The 16310-nt window shown below is 66.6% G+C and carries 17 protein-coding genes; 9 read left to right on the top strand and 8 right to left on the bottom strand.

The window, feature by feature from the left end; all coding sequences use genetic code 11:
- Nucleotides 1-13: 13 nt before the first annotated feature.
- Both ACFVUS_RS04930 and ACFVUS_RS04925 read right to left on the bottom strand, forming a co-directional pair.
- Nucleotides 14-424 carry a hypothetical protein gene (locus ACFVUS_RS04930; protein ID WP_387761832.1) on the bottom strand — a complete coding sequence of 137 codons (411 nt, stop codon included), beginning with the start codon at nt 422-424 and terminating at the stop codon, nt 14-16.
- Between the two features lie 75 nt (nt 425-499).
- Complete coding sequence (locus ACFVUS_RS04925; protein WP_387761831.1) at nt 500-1654, bottom strand: helix-turn-helix domain-containing protein; 1155 nt, start codon at nt 1652-1654, stop codon at nt 500-502.
- 151 nt (nt 1655-1805) lie between these two features.
- On the opposite strand from ACFVUS_RS04925, the gene ACFVUS_RS04920 reads away from it, so the two are divergent.
- Together ACFVUS_RS04920 and ACFVUS_RS04915 are read left to right on the top strand one after the other, a co-directional pair.
- Complete coding sequence (locus ACFVUS_RS04920) at nt 1806-2969, top strand: sensor histidine kinase (RefSeq protein ID WP_387761830.1); 1164 nt, start codon at nt 1806-1808, stop codon at nt 2967-2969.
- Nucleotides 2970-2972: 3 nt separating this feature from the next.
- Nucleotides 2973-3626 (top strand): response regulator, encoded by a 654-nt coding sequence (locus ACFVUS_RS04915; RefSeq protein ID WP_387761829.1) that lies wholly within the window; start codon nt 2973-2975, stop codon nt 3624-3626.
- 9 nt (nt 3627-3635) lie between these two features.
- On the opposite strand, the gene ACFVUS_RS04910 is transcribed toward ACFVUS_RS04915, so the two are convergent.
- A complete protein-coding gene (locus ACFVUS_RS04910; RefSeq protein ID WP_387761828.1) occupies nt 3636-5198 on the bottom strand; it encodes an alpha/beta fold hydrolase in 1563 nt (520 codons plus the stop codon).
- Between the two features lie 204 nt (nt 5199-5402).
- Here ACFVUS_RS04910 and ACFVUS_RS04905 point away from each other — a divergent pair, with 204 nt between their 5' ends.
- From ACFVUS_RS04905 to ACFVUS_RS04885, 5 genes are all read left to right on the top strand, one after another.
- A complete protein-coding gene (locus tag ACFVUS_RS04905) occupies nt 5403-6275 on the top strand; it encodes an LLM class flavin-dependent oxidoreductase (protein ID WP_387761827.1) in 873 nt (290 codons plus the stop codon).
- A gap of 22 nt (nt 6276-6297) precedes the next feature.
- On the top strand, nt 6298-7098 hold the full coding sequence (locus ACFVUS_RS04900) for an inositol monophosphatase family protein (protein WP_387761826.1): 801 nt from the start codon (nt 6298-6300) through the stop codon (nt 7096-7098).
- Nucleotides 7099-7131: 33 nt separating this feature from the next.
- Nucleotides 7132-7641 (top strand): hypothetical protein, encoded by a 510-nt coding sequence (locus ACFVUS_RS04895; protein ID WP_387761825.1) that lies wholly within the window; start codon nt 7132-7134, stop codon nt 7639-7641.
- Between the two features lie 127 nt (nt 7642-7768).
- Nucleotides 7769-8818, top strand: coding sequence for a ParB/Srx family N-terminal domain-containing protein (locus ACFVUS_RS04890; protein ID WP_387761824.1), 1050 nt, complete (start codon nt 7769-7771; stop codon nt 8816-8818).
- A 120-nt stretch (nt 8819-8938) separates the two neighbouring features.
- Nucleotides 8939-10975 (top strand): M3 family metallopeptidase, encoded by a 2037-nt coding sequence (locus ACFVUS_RS04885; RefSeq protein ID WP_387761823.1) that lies wholly within the window; start codon nt 8939-8941, stop codon nt 10973-10975.
- Here ACFVUS_RS04885 and ACFVUS_RS04880 read toward each other — a convergent pair whose 3' ends face one another.
- The 3 genes from ACFVUS_RS04880 to ACFVUS_RS04870 form a co-directional block, all read right to left on the bottom strand.
- A complete protein-coding gene (locus ACFVUS_RS04880) occupies nt 10976-11803 on the bottom strand; it encodes an NAD(P)H-binding protein (RefSeq protein ID WP_387761822.1) in 828 nt (275 codons plus the stop codon).
- A 105-nt stretch (nt 11804-11908) separates the two neighbouring features.
- A complete protein-coding gene (locus ACFVUS_RS04875; protein ID WP_387761821.1) occupies nt 11909-12748 on the bottom strand; it encodes an alpha/beta fold hydrolase in 840 nt (279 codons plus the stop codon).
- Nucleotides 12749-12817: 69 nt separating this feature from the next.
- Entirely contained in the window at nt 12818-13219 is a 402-nt protein-coding gene (locus ACFVUS_RS04870; protein ID WP_387761820.1) for a heme-binding protein, read from the bottom strand.
- Nucleotides 13220-13336: 117 nt separating this feature from the next.
- Between ACFVUS_RS04870 and ACFVUS_RS04865 the strand changes: the two genes are divergently transcribed.
- Complete coding sequence (locus ACFVUS_RS04865; protein WP_387761819.1) at nt 13337-14197, top strand: helix-turn-helix domain-containing protein; 861 nt, start codon at nt 13337-13339, stop codon at nt 14195-14197.
- An 18-nt stretch (nt 14198-14215) separates the two neighbouring features.
- Here the strand turns inward: ACFVUS_RS04865 and ACFVUS_RS04860 are convergent, their stop codons facing one another.
- On the bottom strand, nt 14216-15007 hold the full coding sequence (locus ACFVUS_RS04860; protein WP_387761817.1) for a CPBP family intramembrane glutamic endopeptidase: 792 nt from the start codon (nt 15005-15007) through the stop codon (nt 14216-14218).
- Nucleotides 15008-15206: 199 nt separating this feature from the next.
- Between ACFVUS_RS04860 and ACFVUS_RS04855 the strand changes: the two genes are divergently transcribed.
- Nucleotides 15207-16025, top strand: coding sequence for an alpha/beta fold hydrolase (locus tag ACFVUS_RS04855; protein WP_387761816.1), 819 nt, complete (start codon nt 15207-15209; stop codon nt 16023-16025).
- Here the strand turns inward: ACFVUS_RS04855 and ACFVUS_RS04850 are convergent, their stop codons facing one another.
- Nucleotides 16026-16277, bottom strand: a complete 252-nt coding sequence (locus ACFVUS_RS04850; protein ID WP_387761815.1) for a hypothetical protein — start codon at nt 16275-16277, stop codon at nt 16026-16028. It lies immediately after the preceding gene.
- Nucleotides 16278-16310: the final 33 nt, after the last annotated feature.

The following is a 16310-nucleotide window of genomic DNA, read 5'->3' as shown; positions in this document are numbered from 1 at the left end:
GGCGAGCGCACTCTCATCGATCCCTTGCCACCTCGCGCATCGGGGCAATCGCCCACCGTGCGTACGTTTCCTGAGGTTCGACCGTGATCACATCGGCGACCTGAACGATCTCATCCGGGGCTGTGCCTCCGAGATGTTCGAGATGCAGAGTGATGATCGCATCCACGTCGAGCCGCGACACCAGCACTCGCAATCTATGAATTGGTCGATCGGTATGCGGCCCGAACACGGCGATCTTCCGCAGGTCGTACCCAAGCCTGCACGCGAGCTTTCTGATTCGCGCTTCATCCCATTGCCTACGTGATCCGGAAATATCGCTGCGCAGAAATCCGACTGCGGTAGGGATATCGAGCATCGGAGTTTCCTTCGGTGCGGGGATCGATAGCAATCCTCGAATGTTCGGAATCAGCTTGTCCGCGACCATGTCCAGTGACAATGGCACTTGCGGGGTGCAGCACCCGGAAGTGCCACAGGCTGTCAGCCGACGCGTGGTGCGGGGTCAGTATTCGAGGTTGATGAGGTCGGCGAGCTGGCGCATCTCCGTGGTGAGCGTGCGCCGCTCGGTGATCAAGCGGCCCATGAGATCTCGGGCCAGGCGCTGTTCGACCAGCCATGGTCCGGCTTCCATCGAGAGTTGCCGCAGGACTTCGAAGGCGGTTTCGGGGCGTCGCAGGTCAAGATGCGCGGAGGCGACGTCGAGGAGGTGTCGGTTGCGGTTGTCGGATGTGGGGCGCAATCCTGCGGGGACCTCGCGGGCCAGTTGCAAGGCGAGATCCGGCCGATCATCGACGACGGCGTTCTCGACCCGCTTCATCGCGACGGTGGCGGGTCCGAACCTCGTCCAATAGTCCTGATAGCCAACGGTATCGCGCTTCATGACCACCGCCCCGGCCTGTGCGAGCCGCATCATGTCGTCGGCTTCGTCCGGGCGATTGTCGCGAATCGCCGCGGCCGAGCCGCGCAGCAGCAGCCAACCCCAGGTCGAGATTTCCCGCTCCGTCGCCACCGACAGCCGCGGCTCGATCCGATCGGCCCACCGCGTCGCGAGTTCTCGCACCGCGTCGAACTGCCGCTCCACAATCATCAGCCAGCACAGGGTGACGATCGCCGATGCGGAATCCAGCGCGTTCCCTGTCGCCTCGGCCTCGCTGACCGACTGTTCGAGAGCGATTCGCGCGGGCCGCAACTGACGCGTCTGCACCATGACCGAGCCGGTCAATTGCAAGATCCTGGACCGAATCACCGGATCGGCCGCCCGCCCTTCAGCGATCAGGATCGGTAGTACCTGTGCCAGCCGGTCGTATCGGTTGTCGTGGTACAGCTGCACGGCAGCCGCGAGCGATCCTTCCAATGCGCCGCTGGAATCGGCACTTTCACTCGGTTGGGTCGTCGCGATGGCTGCGCGAGTCGGTTCCCACAACGCACCATCCCAGCTCTCCGGAGGTACCGGAGCAGGCCCCAACAGCGTCGTCAACGGACACCCCAGCGCCACAGCAAGTCTGCGCAATGTCTCCATTCGCGCGTCATCCCGCTCACCCTGCTCGAGCTTCCGAATGAACGACAGCGAAACCCCCGAAGCCTCGGCGAGCTCCCGCTGCGTAAATCCCCGCCGCTTCCGCACCGATTGCAGGTACTGCCCGACGTCCCCGCTCATGAATCCAGGCTAAGGCTGCGCACGCGTGTGCGGACCTGGTCGGTGGATCGCCGATCGTCGCGGCCGGGTATTCCGGTAGGCGGATTGCGTGGGGCCGCGACTCATTCCGGAGGGTGAGGTGTCGCTGTTCCGGTCGAATTAGGGTGGTTGGGTGGTCGACGAGCGGGTGGTGTCCTGGTTGCGGCGGCGGTCCGGGCTGGTTGACGTGGTGCTGGCGGCGACGTTGCTGGCGGGGTGTGTGCTGTGCGGGATTCTGGTGGGGGCGGATGTCGACTATTTCGTTTTGTCGGCGGTGGTGTTGGGGCCGTTGGCGATTCGGCGGCGGTGGCCGGAGGGGGCGGCTGTCGGAGTGGCAGTCGGTGCGTTTGTGCAGTGGGTGCTGATTCGGGATTCGACGGGGGCATTGCCCGCCGATATCGCGGTGCCGATCGCTGTGTATACGTTGGCGGCTTATGGGCGCGGGTATTCGAGTCGGATCGGGTTGGCGGGCGGGCTCATCGGCGCGGTGCTGGGCGGGTGGAGTTGGCCGCAGTTGCCGATGCCGGTGCTGGCGCATGTGATTGTCGGTGCGGGGCTGGCCAGTACGGTGCTGGCCGCGTGGCTGGGCGGGGCTTGGCAGCGGGCGCGGCGGGGGGAACTGTTGGCGCTGGCCGAGCGGGCGGAGTTGCTGGAGCGCACCCGGGATCAGGGGATGAGATTGGCGGTGCTGTCCGAGCGCACTCGGATCGCACGCGATATCCATGACATTCTGGCGCATTCGCTATCGGTGATCGTGGCGCAATCCGATGGCGGGCGCTATGCGGCCGCACGGGAGCCCCGAGCCGCGATCGACGCATTGACGGCGATCGGAGAACACGGGCGGCGAGCACTGGTCGAAACCCGGCGCGCCATAGGCGTATTGCGAGCGGATGTGCAGCCCGAGACGTCACCGAGTCCCGGCTTCGCCGATATCCCGAGGCTGGTCGGCGATCTGCGCGATGCGGGACTCCCCGTGGAATTGGCACTCGATGTGCCCGAGGGAATTGCCGAAGGCATCGGCCTGGTCGTGTACCGGATTGTGCAGGAGGGCCTGACCAATGTGGTCAAACATGCCGGAGCCGGTGCACGAGCGCAAGTTTCGATTATCCAGCACGAAGGCTGGCTTTCGATCGGTATCGACGATAACGGCAACGGCTCCTCGGTTTCGAACAGCCCGGGTTACGGCCTGCGGGGAATGCGAGAACGCGTCGCATCGCACGGCGGCGATATCGAACTGCGCCGCAAGCCGGACGGCCACCTATTGGTGGCACGAATCCCCGTGCGAATCGAGGAATAGACGGTGATCAGCGTGCTGCTCGTCGAGGATCAAGCGCTGGTGCGGGCCGGGTTCCGCATGGTCGTGGACTCGCAATCGGATATGCGGGTGGTCGGTGAGGCAGGCGACGGCGCGGCGGGCATCGCCGAAGCCGCGCGACTCACCCCCGATGTGATCGTCATGGACGTGCGCATGCCGCACCTGGACGGCATCGAAGCGGCCCGGCAGATCCTGTCGGCGTCCCGCACCCCGAAGATCCTCATGCTCACCACCTATGACCTCGATGACTACGCCGTCGCGGCGGTACGCGCCGGAGCCAGCGGATTCCTACTGAAAGACGCGCCGGCGGAAGACTTCCTGACCGCGATCAGAACCGTGCACGCCGGTGACGCGGTGCTGGCGGCCTCCACCACCCGCCGCCTGCTGGCCCGCCTCGCCCCACCGGTCGATCCCGCCGCCCAGCGCCTCGTCGCGACCCTGACCGACCGGGAGACCGAGGTACTGCGGGTGCTGGCGCGCGGACTCTCCAACGCCGAGATAGCGATCGAATTGGCGGTGGGCGAGGGAACCGTGAAAACCCATGTGCGGCATATCCTCACCAAACTCGCCGTGCGCGACCGCGTGCAGGCGGTGATCATCGCCCACGAGGCCGGGCTGGTGCGGCCCGGCGCTCGCTAGCGGCGGATGTCAGTCCGCGACTCGGCGACAGGTTCCGTCACCGCCGGGCAGGACACCATCGAGCAGGTAGCTCTCAACGGCGGAATCTATGCACCGGGAGGGCTCGGCCAGATAGACGCCGTGCCGAAACGCCCCTTCCATCACAAGCATTCGAGCTTCGGGCAGCGCCCGCCGCAATGCCCGCTGTCCAGCCACGGGCGCTACGGGATCACCCGACGCACCGATGAGCAGCGCCGGACGACCGTTGCTGATCTCGGTGGCAGGTTCTGCCGGACCGACCGGCCACACCGCGCACGGGGTGAGATGCCGCGCCAGCGCGCCGAACATCGGCTCATCGGCGCGGTAAGCCCGAATATCGGTGAAGTAGTCCTCGACCCCGCGCGCCGACCGCTCCGCGCACTGATTGGCAACCGTTGCGCTGAAACCGAATTCGGGGGACACCGACTTGTCCGCGTAGAGCGCCAGCTTGGCCTCGAGCTCCGGTGCCGGATCCGATGAGTGCCCCAATGCCGCGTCATACAACGCCCGCACCTGCCGCCCGAATACCTCGTAGTACGCATCGGAATCGTCCACCGTCAGCAACAGCCCCGGGACCATATCGGCGGTGATGCTCACCCCGCCGATCGTCACCGGCCGTACGGCGACGGCATCGGCGATCCCGCCGACCGCCTCCAATACCGCGTCCCGCGTTGTCCCCAAACCGAATTCGTCATCGCGCAGCGCGGCCCATCGAGCCCAGTCGGCCAAAGCCGCCGCCGTGGCGGTCGCGGTATCGCGCGTCAGATCCGGTCCCGGCGCTCGCGGATCCAGCGCACTGTCCAGCACGACCCGATCGACCCGATCACCGAAGAGTTGCGTATAGACCGCGCCCAGATACGTCCCCCAGGACCAGCCGAGGTAGGAAATCCGCGACTCCCGCAACAGAACTCGCAGCAGATCGAGATCGCGGGCAATCGCCCGCGTGGACGCGAACGGCAGCAGCGCACGCGACGACTCACACCGCGCGGCCAGCGACCGGGCGGTGGCCACGGTCCGATCGAAGGATTCGCGATCGACCGGCGCGGCCTGCGCGATGCCGAGGTATTCACCCGTGCCCCAGCCGCAGTCGAGCGGCGAGCTGGCCCCGAAGAACCGCGGATCCATCCCCACCAGATCGAACCGTTCGGCAATCGCCGCCGCCGCGGGATGCCCACCTTCCGGACCGTCGACGATCATGGTCACTCCATCGCGTGACGGCCCCGGTCCACCGGTGTTCACCACCAGCGTCCCGAGCCGATGCACCGAATCCGTGGCCAGCCGCCGCGCGACCGCGATCGAGATGGTCGCGCCACCGGGATCGGCATAGTTCACCGGGGCCCGGAATTCTCCGCACTGCGCGCCCGCGGCTGCCAATCGCTCCCCGGTCACATCCTCCGGACCCGTCCGGCAGTCGTGCCAGGTGATCAGCTGCTCCTGAAATCGCGCGGGCAGTCCGCCCGCGGCGGGCGAATCCGGTCCGCCCGTGCCACATCCGGCCAGCATGGTCACGGCAAGCAGCGGAACCGCTGCCCGCGCATGTGCGGCCGACATCATCGATTGCATGAAACCCTCACAGACGGTGGTGCCTCGAATGCCGCCGAGCGACGGCCGCATTCGACGCTAGGTAGCACCGCCACCCGGCGGCATCTACCGCGCGACCCCTTTTCCGGCCGCTGATCTCGCCCGTTCGGAAGAGCCGAATCCCTCCCCGGTTCGATGTCCGGTCCGATGTCATCCGCATCTGGTAGTCATGGGTTCATGACGACCTTGGGAGCGGTGTTCCGTCCGCAGAATCCGCCGGAGCGCCTGCGCGAGGCGGTTCGGGTGGCGGATGATTCGGGACTCGACGAATTGTGGCTGTGGGAGGACTGTTTCCTGGAGGGCGGAATCTCCACCGCCGCAGCCGCATTGGCGTGGAGCGAGCGGGTGCGCATCGGGGTCGGGGTGCTGCCCGTACCGCTGCGCAATGTCGCCCTCACCGCCATGGAGATCGCGACGCTCGAGCGCATGTTCCCCGGTCGCGGCATCTGGGGCGTCGGCCACGGCGTCCAGGATTGGATGGGCCAGGTGGGCGCGCGTGCGGCGTCGCCGGTGACGCTGCTGCGCGAATACCTCGAGGCCCTGCGCGCACTGCTGGCCGGTGAGCGACTCACGGTGAAGGGCCGCTACGTGCAACTCGATGGCGTGGCTCTGGATTGGCCCCCGGCCGCCGCGCCGCCGATCCTCGCCGCCGCGAGCGGCCCCAAAACCCTGCGGCTGGTGGGCGAATCGGCCGACGGCGTCGTGCTGGACAGCACCGCCTCACCCGAGCGCATCCGGGCCGCCGTCGACATCTTCCGCGATGCCCGAACGGAATCGCTTGCTGCCCAGCCTTTCCCGATCGTGGCATACCTGCTGACGGCCACCGGACCCGACGCCGCCGACCGCATCGCCGCCGAATTGCAGATCAAGGACCGCGACACCATTCCCGATATCGGCGTCGCGGGCAATGCCGAAGCCATCGCCGAATCGGTACTGCGCTGGTACGAAGCGGGCGCGACCAGCGTCATCCTGCAACCCACCGCCGACGAACCCGACCCGATCGGATTCCTGCGCTTCACCGCCGAACAGGTCCGCCCCCTATTGCCCTGACGAACTCGGTAGCGTGCGAATGGTGGACTCAGATGTCGAAATCGCCATTCGCGCAGCGGAAGCCGCGTCCGATGTACTGCGCGCGGCCTTCCGCGGCCCCGTCGAGCACTATGCCAAGGAAGGCGACGATTTCGCGACCCAGGCGGATATCGCCGCGGAACAAGCCATTCTCGAGGTGATCAGCGCCGCCCGCCCGGACGATCGATTCATTGCCGAGGAATCGGGCCGGTCCGGCGCCTCGCGCGCGGATCGCGTCTGGCTGATCGACCCGCTGTGCGGAACCCGGAACTTCGCGGCGGGCACCCCTGAGGTGGGCGTGAATATCGCACTGCGCGAAGGGAATTCACTGAAGGTCGCGGCGGTCGCCGATCCTTTCGCCGGAGAGATCTTCTGGACGGCGGGAACGGGCGCATTCGCCCGGCGCGACGGCGCGGACCGTCCACTGGCACCCCGCGCCGATAGCAAACTGGTCGATATCGACGTCGATCCGCCCTATCCGAATCGCGGAACATTCAGCGCCGGTCGCCTATTCACCGACGACCGATTCATGACGCGATTCCATCCCCGGGTTCTCTCCACCTCACTGGCATTGGTTTGGGTCGCCGCGGGCCGTCGCGCGGCATATCTGACCGATGGCGATTTCCGGGACAATGTGCATTTCAGCAGCGGAATAGCGCTGTGCCGCGCGGCGGGATGCGTGGTGACCGGGCTGGCGGGCGAAGAGGTGCTCGCCGGAGCGCACGGGTTGGTGGCCGCCGCCGACACCGCGACTCATGAACGGCTGCTGGAAATCATTGCCCGCCAGCACGTAACAGATAGGTAGCCCGATCACCCGTCGGACGCATACGGTGGGGCCGTGGCGGAGTGGATCAGCGTGTACTGCCGGGAATCGGTCGAGTTGGATGGCGCTGAGGTGTGGGACTGGATATCCAGCGCGGATCTGTGGACCTTGGCGGAGGGCTTCTTCGAGAACGACGCCGAGGTCGAGGACGCCCTCGAACACGCCCTGGTGAACCTGCGCATCGACGCCGACGCCGAGGTATCGGTCGGCTGGAAGACCGAAGGCCGCGGTATGCGCGTCTGGCACGCACTCGGCGCCGATGTGGTCGCCCAGGTCGGAGAAGTACTGGGGGAGCACCTGATCGGCGCGGTCGGCCCCGGCCCGGACCGCATCCGCGCACATCTCGCCGAAACCACCCAGGTGGTGAATATCGAAATGTCCGCCGAGGATTCGCATCGCCTGGGCGCGGTCTTCGGCTCGGTGATCGCCCTGCGCATCGCCGAGGAGGCCGAAGGCCTGGTCTGGTACTTCGATCAGGAATGGGTCGACCCGCAGAAACCCGCCGAATCTCTCTGGACCGCCTGACAAGTGCGCACCTGTTCACCAATTGTTGTCGTAGTGAACAGCATTCGTCCGCCGAGTGATCGCATGCCCGTCACGAGCGATGGTCACCGTGATGCGGCTTGGATGACATGCGGATGTGAGGAAATCGATGAGCAGTACCACCGTCGTGCGGGGTCGTTGGACCGCGGGCATCGCCGCGGCCCTGGTCGCCTTGGCCAGTGGCATCACCTGGGTCGCCCCGGGCAATGCGAGCGCGGATCCGCTGTGCGCGCTACAGAGCGGATCGGCGGGATCGTCGTACGCCTGCGCGGCGGCGGGTGATCTGCTCGATGTGCGGATCGGTGATGTGCTGGCCACCCAGCCGTCGCTGGGCTACGACGAGATCTATTACAAGCTGGGCCGCTACACGCTCGGCAAGGACGAGATCAACTCCAAGTTCAACGACTGGTGCGAGAGCAACGGCCAGCTGGCCGTCGTATCGGCCAAACCGGATGCGCGCCTGACTGATCCGTCTTCGTTCCAGTGCAAACTGGCGGTCGGCCAGGAGACTCCCGAGAGCATCGCCGCGATGAAGACCGTGGTCATCGGCCCCGGCGGCAAGCCGTACCTGACCGACGGGCATCACACGCTGACCTCCTACCTGGAGACCCCGGACGGCGGAGCTGATCTGCACGTGCGGCTCAAGGTGCTGGGCAACCTGAGCACCCTGTCCGATGCCGACTTCTGGACGCAGATGAAGGCCAAGGGCTGGGTCTGGCTCAAGGATGTCGCGGGCAATCCGGTCGCGGTGGATCAGCTCCCGAAGTCGCTGGGCCTGTCCAACTTCTCCGATGACAAGTTCCGCAGCATGATGTACTTCGCCCGCGATATCGGCTACCACGTCGGCGATCTGCCGTTCGAGGAATTCTTCTGGGGCGATTGGATGCGCAAGGGCAACGTCGGCGGCGACTGGAATCGCAGCGATTTCTCCGCCTACCTGGCCGCGCTGAAGACCGTCACCAAGGCGCAGACCGCGCTCGCCCCCGATGCCATCGTCGCCGAGGGCAAGACCGCCCGCGAGCTCGACCAGCTCGGCGCGTGGAATGACGGCAAGGCCGAGGACAAGGGCGAATTCGCCAAGATCTCGCAGCCGTACTCGGCGGACAAGCCGGGCAAGCTGGGCTACGCGGTCGAGTACCGAATCCGCAACGGACGCTGATATTTCCGGATCGACCGACTGATCGACCCGGTCGCGCGGTGGCATCGAACCCACCGCGCGACCGAGGCCGCATTCGTGTCCGGTGTACCCCGCTCGCGGTTCCGGCATAGGGTTTGCGGGGTGAGCAATCCGTTCTTCGAACCCAGCACCCTGCCGTATCAGCTGCCGCCGTTCGCGGATATCCGCGAGGAGCATTACCTGCCCGCTTTCGAAGCGGGCATCGCGCAGAAGCTGGCCGAGATAGCCGCCATCACGGCCTCGGATGGGCCGACATTCGCCGATACCGTGGTGGCGCTGGAGCTTTCGGGTGCGATCCTGACCCGGGTCGCGAATGTGTTCTTCAATATCTCGTCCTCGGATTCCACGCCGGGCAGCGAGGCCATCGAATCGGAGATGTCGCCGAAACTGGCCGCGCTCAGCGATGCGGTGCTGCTGAACCAGGACCTGTTCGCCCGCATTCGCACGCTCTTCGACCAGCGCGACACGCTCGGGTTGAGTGCGGAGGAAGCGCGGCTGCTGGAGCGCTACCACAACCGATTCGTGCGGGCGGGCGCGGCGCTGAGCGCGACCGAGCGGGATCAATTGCGCACCTGGAATATGGAATTGGCCTCGGCCACCACCGAGTTCAAGCACAACATCATGGCCGCCACCAAGGCCGCGACCCTGTTCCTGGACACCGAGCGCGAATTGGCCGGGCTCGCACCCGCCGCGATCACCGCCGCCGCCGAGAACGCCCGCTCGCTTGAACACGACGGCTGGGCGCTGAGTCTGCAGAATGTCTCCAATCAGCCGGTGCTGGCCGAACTGGCCGATCGTGAAGTTCGGCGGCGCATGATGATGGCCTCGCTGGGCCGCGGCTTCGGCGACAATCCGAATGCCGAACTCGCGGGCCGGATCGCCCGGCTGCGCGCGTCCCGCGCCGCACTGCTCGGCTATCCGGATCACGCCTCGTATATCGTCGCCGACCAAACCGCCACGACCACCGACGCGGTCGAGGAAATGCTGAGCCAGCTCATCGGCCCCGCGGTCACCAATGCCGAACGCGAGGCGGCGGAATTGACCACCGCCATGCGCGCGGGCGAATCCTCGGACGATGCCGAATTGCGGTCCTGGGATTGGCAGTACTGGTCGGAAAAGGTACGGGCCGAACGCTTCTCGGTCGATGCCGACGCGCTGCGCCCGTACCTGGAATTGGAACGGGTACTGCGCGACGGCGTCTTCTACGCCGCCGAACAGGTATACGGCCTCACCTTCACCGAACGCACCGACCTGGTCGGCTACCACCCCGAGGTGCGGGTGTTCGAGGTCTTCGACGCCGACGGCAGCGGGCTGGGCCTGTTCCTCGGTGATTTCTTCGCCCGCCCGTCCAAGCGCGGCGGCGCGTGGATGAATGAACTCGTCGGCCAGTCCGAATTGCTGGGCACCCGGGCCGTGGTGGTCAACAACCTCAATATCGTGAAGCCGCCCGCATCCGAACCGGCACTGCTGACTTGGGATAACGTCCGCACCCTGTTCCACGAGTTCGGCCATGCCCTGCACGGCCTGTTCTCCGATGTGCGGTATCCGTTCTTCGCCGGAACGGCCGTGCCGCGCGACTTCGTGGAATTCCCGTCCCAGGTCAATGAGATGTGGGCGAGCCGCCCGGAAATCCTGGCCAACTACGCCCGGCACGTGGAAACCGGTGCGCCGATTCCCGCCGAACTACTCGAAAAGCGTGCGGCGGCAGAGCGATTCGGCGAGGGCTTCCGCACCGTGGAATACCTGGGCGCGACCCTGCTGGATTGGGCCTGGCATCGCATTACCGCCGACCAGTCCGCCGATATCGACGCCGAATTGTTCGAGGAGGCGGCACTGCACAAGGCCGGGCTCGCGCTGTCGGCGATCCCGCCGCGCTATCGCACCGGCTATTTCGCCCATATCTTCGCGGGCGGGTACGGCGCGGGCTACTACTCCTACATCTGGAGTGAGGTGCTCGACGCCGACACCGTGCAATGGTTCGAGGACGGGGAAGCGCCGATCCGCGAGAAGGGTGAACGATTCCGTCGCGGTCTGCTCGCCAAGGGCGGATCGGTGGATCCGCTCGTGGCGTACGCGTCATTCCGGGGGCGTGCTCCGGAAATCCAGCCGCTGCTGGCCCGGCGGGGTCTGACCGGCTAGTCAGCGAAAAGCATCGGCGTGCACCGTGGCCCACTGGGCGAAGGTGCGCGGTGCGCGGCCGGTGATCTCCTCGACGGTGTTCCGCACAATGGATTCGTCGATCGCGCCGTCGACATAGAAATCGAAGAAGGCGTTCACGTATTCGACCGGGGTGGTGCGCAGCATTTCCGTGCGCGCCTCCTCGTCGGACAGGCCGACGCAGTGCAGATCCCGATCCAGAATCCGCGCGAGAATGGCGACCTGGTCCGCCGGCCGCAGCGGTTCCGGACCTGTGGGCCACAGGATTTCGCCGCGGTAGGCGTCATCGCGCAGCGCGTGCGATGCCACCGCAGCGAGATCGTAGGAATCGAGTGCGGCGGTGCGGACCTCCGGGAACGGCGCTCGCACCACATCACCCGCCGCCAGTTGCGGCAGCCAGCGCAGTGCGTTCGAATCGAAGGCGCACGGCCGCAGTATCGTCCAGGCCGCACCGGATTCGGTGACCTCGCGCTCGGAGGCCATCATGTAGCGCGTCACCGCGTTGCCGGTGTCACCGGTCGCCGCGGACACCCCCGACAATTGCACGATGTGTTCCACGCCCGCCTTCGCGGCGGCCTGCGCGACGCCTGGATAACCCGGCAGCAGGAAGAGCGCCCGCGCGCCCTCGAATGCGGCGGCGAGACTGTCCGGAGCCGTCAAATCGGCTGCACGGCTTTCGATTCCGGCCGGGAGCTGCGCCCGTGCCGGATCGCGCACCAGTGCCCGGACCGGCTCCGCGTCATCCGCCAGGGCCGCCACCAAATCCGCGCCGACATTGCCGGTCGCGCCCGTCACCACGATCATGCTCATCCCATCGACGATGGCTCCCCAACCGGCAGCCCCCATCAAGCAATACACGAAACCGGCAACGGCGGACGACGGCCGAACCGAATCCTTACGATTACCGACGTCCGATCAGGCGGTTCTCATCGCAGGTAGCGCGAATATCTCCACGAGCAGATCGGCGAAGGCCTCCGGCTCATCGGTGAAGCCGCTGTGGCCACCCGGGAATTCGGTGACCTCCATGCCGAGCTGATCGGCCAGCACCGCGGCCGGGCGCGCGGGCAGGTGTAGACCGGTGTCGCGGCCCGAGGCCAGCACCAGCCGGTCGGTCACCGTCACCAGTGCGTCCATATGCGGGATATGCGAAGTGAACTGTCGCAGTTCATGTTCCAGCATGATGGGGAAATTCGCGGTGAGCCGGGCCAGCATGGCTCGGGCGCGCGGCGGCAGCTCAGCGGAGTCGGGGAGCGGTTTCATCGTGCCGCCGATGCCCGCCAGGAACCGCGCTCCGGCCGCGCCCGGCCCTTCGGCGCGGAACAGCGCGTACACCTCGTCGATGAAGGCGCGCTGCGCCGCGGCGTCGGGAAGGATTGCGAAACAGGGTGGTTCGTGCGCGACGAGCCGATGCACCCGCTCGGGATAGCCCGCGAGCAGATCCAGGCCCACGATGGCACCGCTGCTGCCGCCGAAGACATAGGCGGGCTCATCGGTGAGGTGCGTGATCAACCGGTGCACATCATCGCTCTGCACCTCGACGCGCTGATCCAGTGGTTCACCCGCGTCGATGGTGCTGCGGGAGTACCCGCGCGGATCCAGGCAGGCCACGGTGAAGTGCGCGGCGAGCCGGTCCGCGATCGGGTCCACCACTGCGGCGTCACCGCCGCCGCCGGGAATCAACAGCAGCAGTGGACCGGTGCCGCGCACCTCGTAGTGAATGGTCGCGCCCGGTACGCGCAGGGTATCGGATCTCATCTCGCCCTCTTCCTATTGTTCTTAGGGTTTGACCTAATATACATAGGAAGAGGGTGCGGGCAAACCCCGTTAAAGCGCTGCGAGGCAGGCCTGCGCCACCTCCACGTCCTGATCCGCCGTACCGCCCGAGACGCCGACAGCGCCGATCACCCGGCCCTGCGCATCGGTGATGGGCAGGCCGCCGCCGAAGGACACGAGCCCGTCATTGCTGAGTTCGATGCCGTAGATCGGGCCGTCCGGGCGGGACAGCGTGCCGAGTACGGCCGTCGGAATGTGAAAGAGGATGGCGGTCTTGGCTTTCCGCTGTGCGAGGTCGATGGAGCCCAGCATCGAATCCGCCATCCTGGCGAAGTGCAGCAGGTGTCCGGCCGCGTCGACGACCGCGATATTCATCGGGGTGTCGATGGCGGTGGCCGCCTGCAATCCGGCGGCGGTGATGCGGGCCGCGCTGTCGAGCGAAATATTCGTCATGCCAATGAGATTCGCCGTGCGGGCGATCTTCAGCCAGGGTGCTGTCGTGGCCGGGGCCGCCGTTCCGGGGGATGGAACCCCCAGGAACATCCGGTCGTGGAATGCGAGACTGGCCCGGTGAGCGAGTTGGGCGAATTCCTGAAGGCCAAGCGGGCGGCGATATCCCCGGCGGATGTGGGCCTGCCCGCCATCGGAAATCCGCGCCGGGTCAAGGGATTGCGCCGCGAGGAGGTCGCGCTGCTGGCCGCGGTCAGCGTCGACCACTACACGCGACTGGAACAGGGGCGCGTCGCGGCCGCCTCGGAGAATCTGCTGGCGGGCATCGCGCGCGCCTTGCGACTGACCGCGGCCGAGCATGACTACCTGCGCATACTGGTGCAGGCCAGACCCGCGCGCGGCGGCCACTCCGCGCCGGAGGTCAGCCCACCGCTGCGCGACCTGCTGGATACGCTCACCACCCCGGCGTTCGTCCTGGGTCCGCGCACCGACCTCCTGGCCTGGAATGCCGCCGCCACAGCACTTTTCCTCGATTTCGGCGAGATTCCCGCCGAGCAGCGCGCACTGGTCCGATTGATATTCCTGGAGCCGCACATGCGAGCGATCTTCCGCGATTGGGAAGCCGTGGCCACCGAAGCGGTGGACCGCCTGCGAATGGCAGCCGCCCGCACCCCCGGCGACCCCCGACTACTCCGCCTGGTCGGCGAACTCTCGGTGTGTGACACCGATTTCCGCCGCTGGTGGGCCGGCCACGGCGTCCGCGCCCTGGCCGGCGGACGCAAACGCCTACACCACCCCGTCGTCGGCGACCTGGACCTGGATTGGCAAGTCCTACAGGTGCTTTCCGCCACCGAACAATCCCTCGTGACATACACCGCGCCCATCGGCTCACCCAGCCACGAAGCCCTCCGCATCCTCGCCTCCTGGGCCGCCCAACCGCCGCAGCCCGCTCAAACCATCACCGCCCCGATCCGCCCGTGACGGAGCCGAGCATCGAGGTCAGGCCATTGCGGCGAGCATTGCGGGTGGGGCGTTCATGAAGCCGTGGGCCGCGATCAGCAGCCAGGGGTTGCGGTGGCGGGACCAGAGGTAGCCGAGGAATAGGCCGGTTACGCCGATGTTCAGGATTGCGGCTGCCGAATCGACGAGTAGGCCGTTGCCGCCGTGAATGGCGGAATGCCATGCGGCCCACAGCAAGCTGGTGAGGAGGATGGCGGGCCAGCGGCCGTAGCGGGACTCGAGGCGCGTCTGCAACCAGAAGCGATAGAAGATTTCCTCGAGCACCGCGTTGATGAGAAAGACGGCGAGGACGGTGACGACGTCGGGCGGGTTACCTGACCAGCCGGGGTCCATCGCGATGGATGCCAGCAGGAAGGCGGCGATCGCGATCGCGGGCCGAAGCCAGCGGCCGCGCACATCCAGGCGCGCCCATTCGGCCCAGCCAACGTGACAGACCAGCAGCGGGAATGCCAGCAGCAGAACACCTTTCAGAATCAGGAACCACAGGTCATCACCCCGCGCCAGATGAAATCCGACAGCGAAGGCAACCGCGGCGGCGACCAGCAGCCAGGTGTCGCGAGTAAGTATTCGCGGCTCGGCGTCCGCAAATCGGTCCGAAGCAGCCGTACGCGGCGGGATCAACGCCGCGATCACCAGCCCCACCCCAGCGGGTATCCACAGCATCCAAACCGGCCGCGCCTCCCCGGTATCGGCCGAGAATCGCACCGTGGTCTCCCCGCTGACGATCAGCACGATAAGCGCCATGCCGTAAATAGCGATTCCGGCGACCAACAGTGCCGTACCCGTTCGAATCGATGTGCGCACCGGATTCACCGTAATCGTCCTGCGGCGGTACACCATCGTGCGGCCGCGGCCCGGGCCCGAGTGGTCGGGCCGAAGGATTCGGGGCGAGAACGATCCGGGGCGAGGGGGAGCGTGGCGGCGTAGCGTCTGGGGTGGTGTCCGCGTAGTCCGCTCGCTGGGAGTAAGTATGGCCTCGACGATTCCCGTCAGCTCCGGATTTCTGACTGTTCCGGATGGTCGGGTCTACTACGAAACCCGGGGTAGCGGGCCGCTGGTTGCCCTCGTCGGCGCACCGATGGATTCGGTGCCGTTTGTTCCGCTGGCTGAGCTGCTGGCCTCGGAGTACACGGTGTTGACGGCGGATCCGCGCGGGCATGGCAGGAGTGTGCTCACGGATCCGGAGAAGGATTCCACGCCCGAGTTGCGGGCGGACGATATGGCTCGGTTGATCACCAATCTCGATGCGGGACCGGCGATTGTGATTGGGTCCAGCGGTGGTGCGATCACCGGGCTGGCGCTGGTGTTGGATCATCCCGCAACCGTGCGCACCCTGATCGCGCACGAACCGCCATTGCGCGAACTTCTGGATGATCGTGTCGAACGACGCGCCCAGGACGATGACATCATCGCCACCTATGCCGCGGGCGAGATCCTCCCCGCGATCCGCAGATTCTTCGCCAGCACCGGATTGACCCTGCCCGAACCGGTCTTCCAGGACGCCTTCGGCGGCGAGCGCAGCGCGGCGGATCTTGCCTCCGAACGCTTTTTCTACCTGCACGAGTTCCAGGGCACGGCGGGCTGGCGACCAGATCTGGACGGCCTGCGCGCCACCCCCGTACGGATCGTCGTCGGCATCGGCGAAACCTCCGCGGGCCTGTTCTGTGATCGCACCTCGCGCCACCTCACCGCTGCACTCGATATCGAGCCCGAACTCTTTCCCGGCGGCCACGTCGGCTTCATGCAGGATCCCGAAGCCTTCGCCAAACGTGTACGCGCACTTCTCTAGTCAGGATTTGGGGGTGGGTGGGACCCTCCAGCGGGCGTAGGTGTTCTCGGGCGTGACGGTGATGAGATCGGCGACCTCGACCAGGGGGTCGGGGATCGCGCCGTCGAAATGCTCCAGGCTTGGGGTGATCACCGCATCGGCTTCGGCCTCGGTGATGGCGGTGCGCACCTCGTCGATGAGTTCGCCTGTCTCCGGCCCCAATACGAGCGTGTGACACAGGTCGTATCCCAAACGCTTTGCCAGCTGCTGCATTTGGGCTCTGTCCCAACGCTGGTGCGTGCCCGA

Source organism: Nocardia sp. NPDC058058, assembly GCF_042885355.1.
Classification (GTDB): Bacteria; Actinomycetota; Actinomycetes; order Mycobacteriales; family Mycobacteriaceae; genus Nocardia.
The sequence above is the reverse complement of the archived record's forward strand: the minus strand, read 5'-3'. Positions and strand labels throughout refer to the sequence as shown.

Coding starts and splice junctions, on each gene's coding strand:
- ACFVUS_RS04930 (WP_387761832.1), bottom strand. CDS start 424: ATGGTCGCGGACAAGCTGATTCCGAACATTCGAGGATTGCTATCGATC.
- ACFVUS_RS04880 (WP_387761822.1), bottom strand. CDS start 11,803: ATGAGCATGATCGTGGTGACGGGCGCGACCGGCAATGTCGGCGCGGAT.
- ACFVUS_RS04870 (WP_387761820.1), bottom strand. CDS start 13,219: ATGACGAATATTTCGCTCGACAGCGCGGCCCGCATCACCGCCGCCGGA.
- ACFVUS_RS04875 (WP_387761821.1), bottom strand. CDS start 12,748: ATGAGATCCGATACCCTGCGCGTACCGGGCGCGACCATTCACTACGAG.
- ACFVUS_RS04910 (WP_387761828.1), bottom strand. CDS start 5,198: ATGATGTCGGCCGCACATGCGCGGGCAGCGGTTCCGCTGCTTGCCGTG.
- ACFVUS_RS04855 (WP_387761816.1), top strand. CDS start 15,207: ATGGCCTCGACGATTCCCGTCAGCTCCGGATTTCTGACTGTTCCGGAT.
- ACFVUS_RS04925 (WP_387761831.1), bottom strand. CDS start 1,654: ATGAGCGGGGACGTCGGGCAGTACCTGCAATCGGTGCGGAAGCGGCGG.
- ACFVUS_RS04890 (WP_387761824.1), top strand. CDS start 7,769: ATGAGCAGTACCACCGTCGTGCGGGGTCGTTGGACCGCGGGCATCGCC.
- ACFVUS_RS04905 (WP_387761827.1), top strand. CDS start 5,403: ATGACGACCTTGGGAGCGGTGTTCCGTCCGCAGAATCCGCCGGAGCGC.
- ACFVUS_RS04850 (WP_387761815.1), bottom strand. CDS start 16,277: ATGCAGCAGCTGGCAAAGCGTTTGGGATACGACCTGTGTCACACGCTC.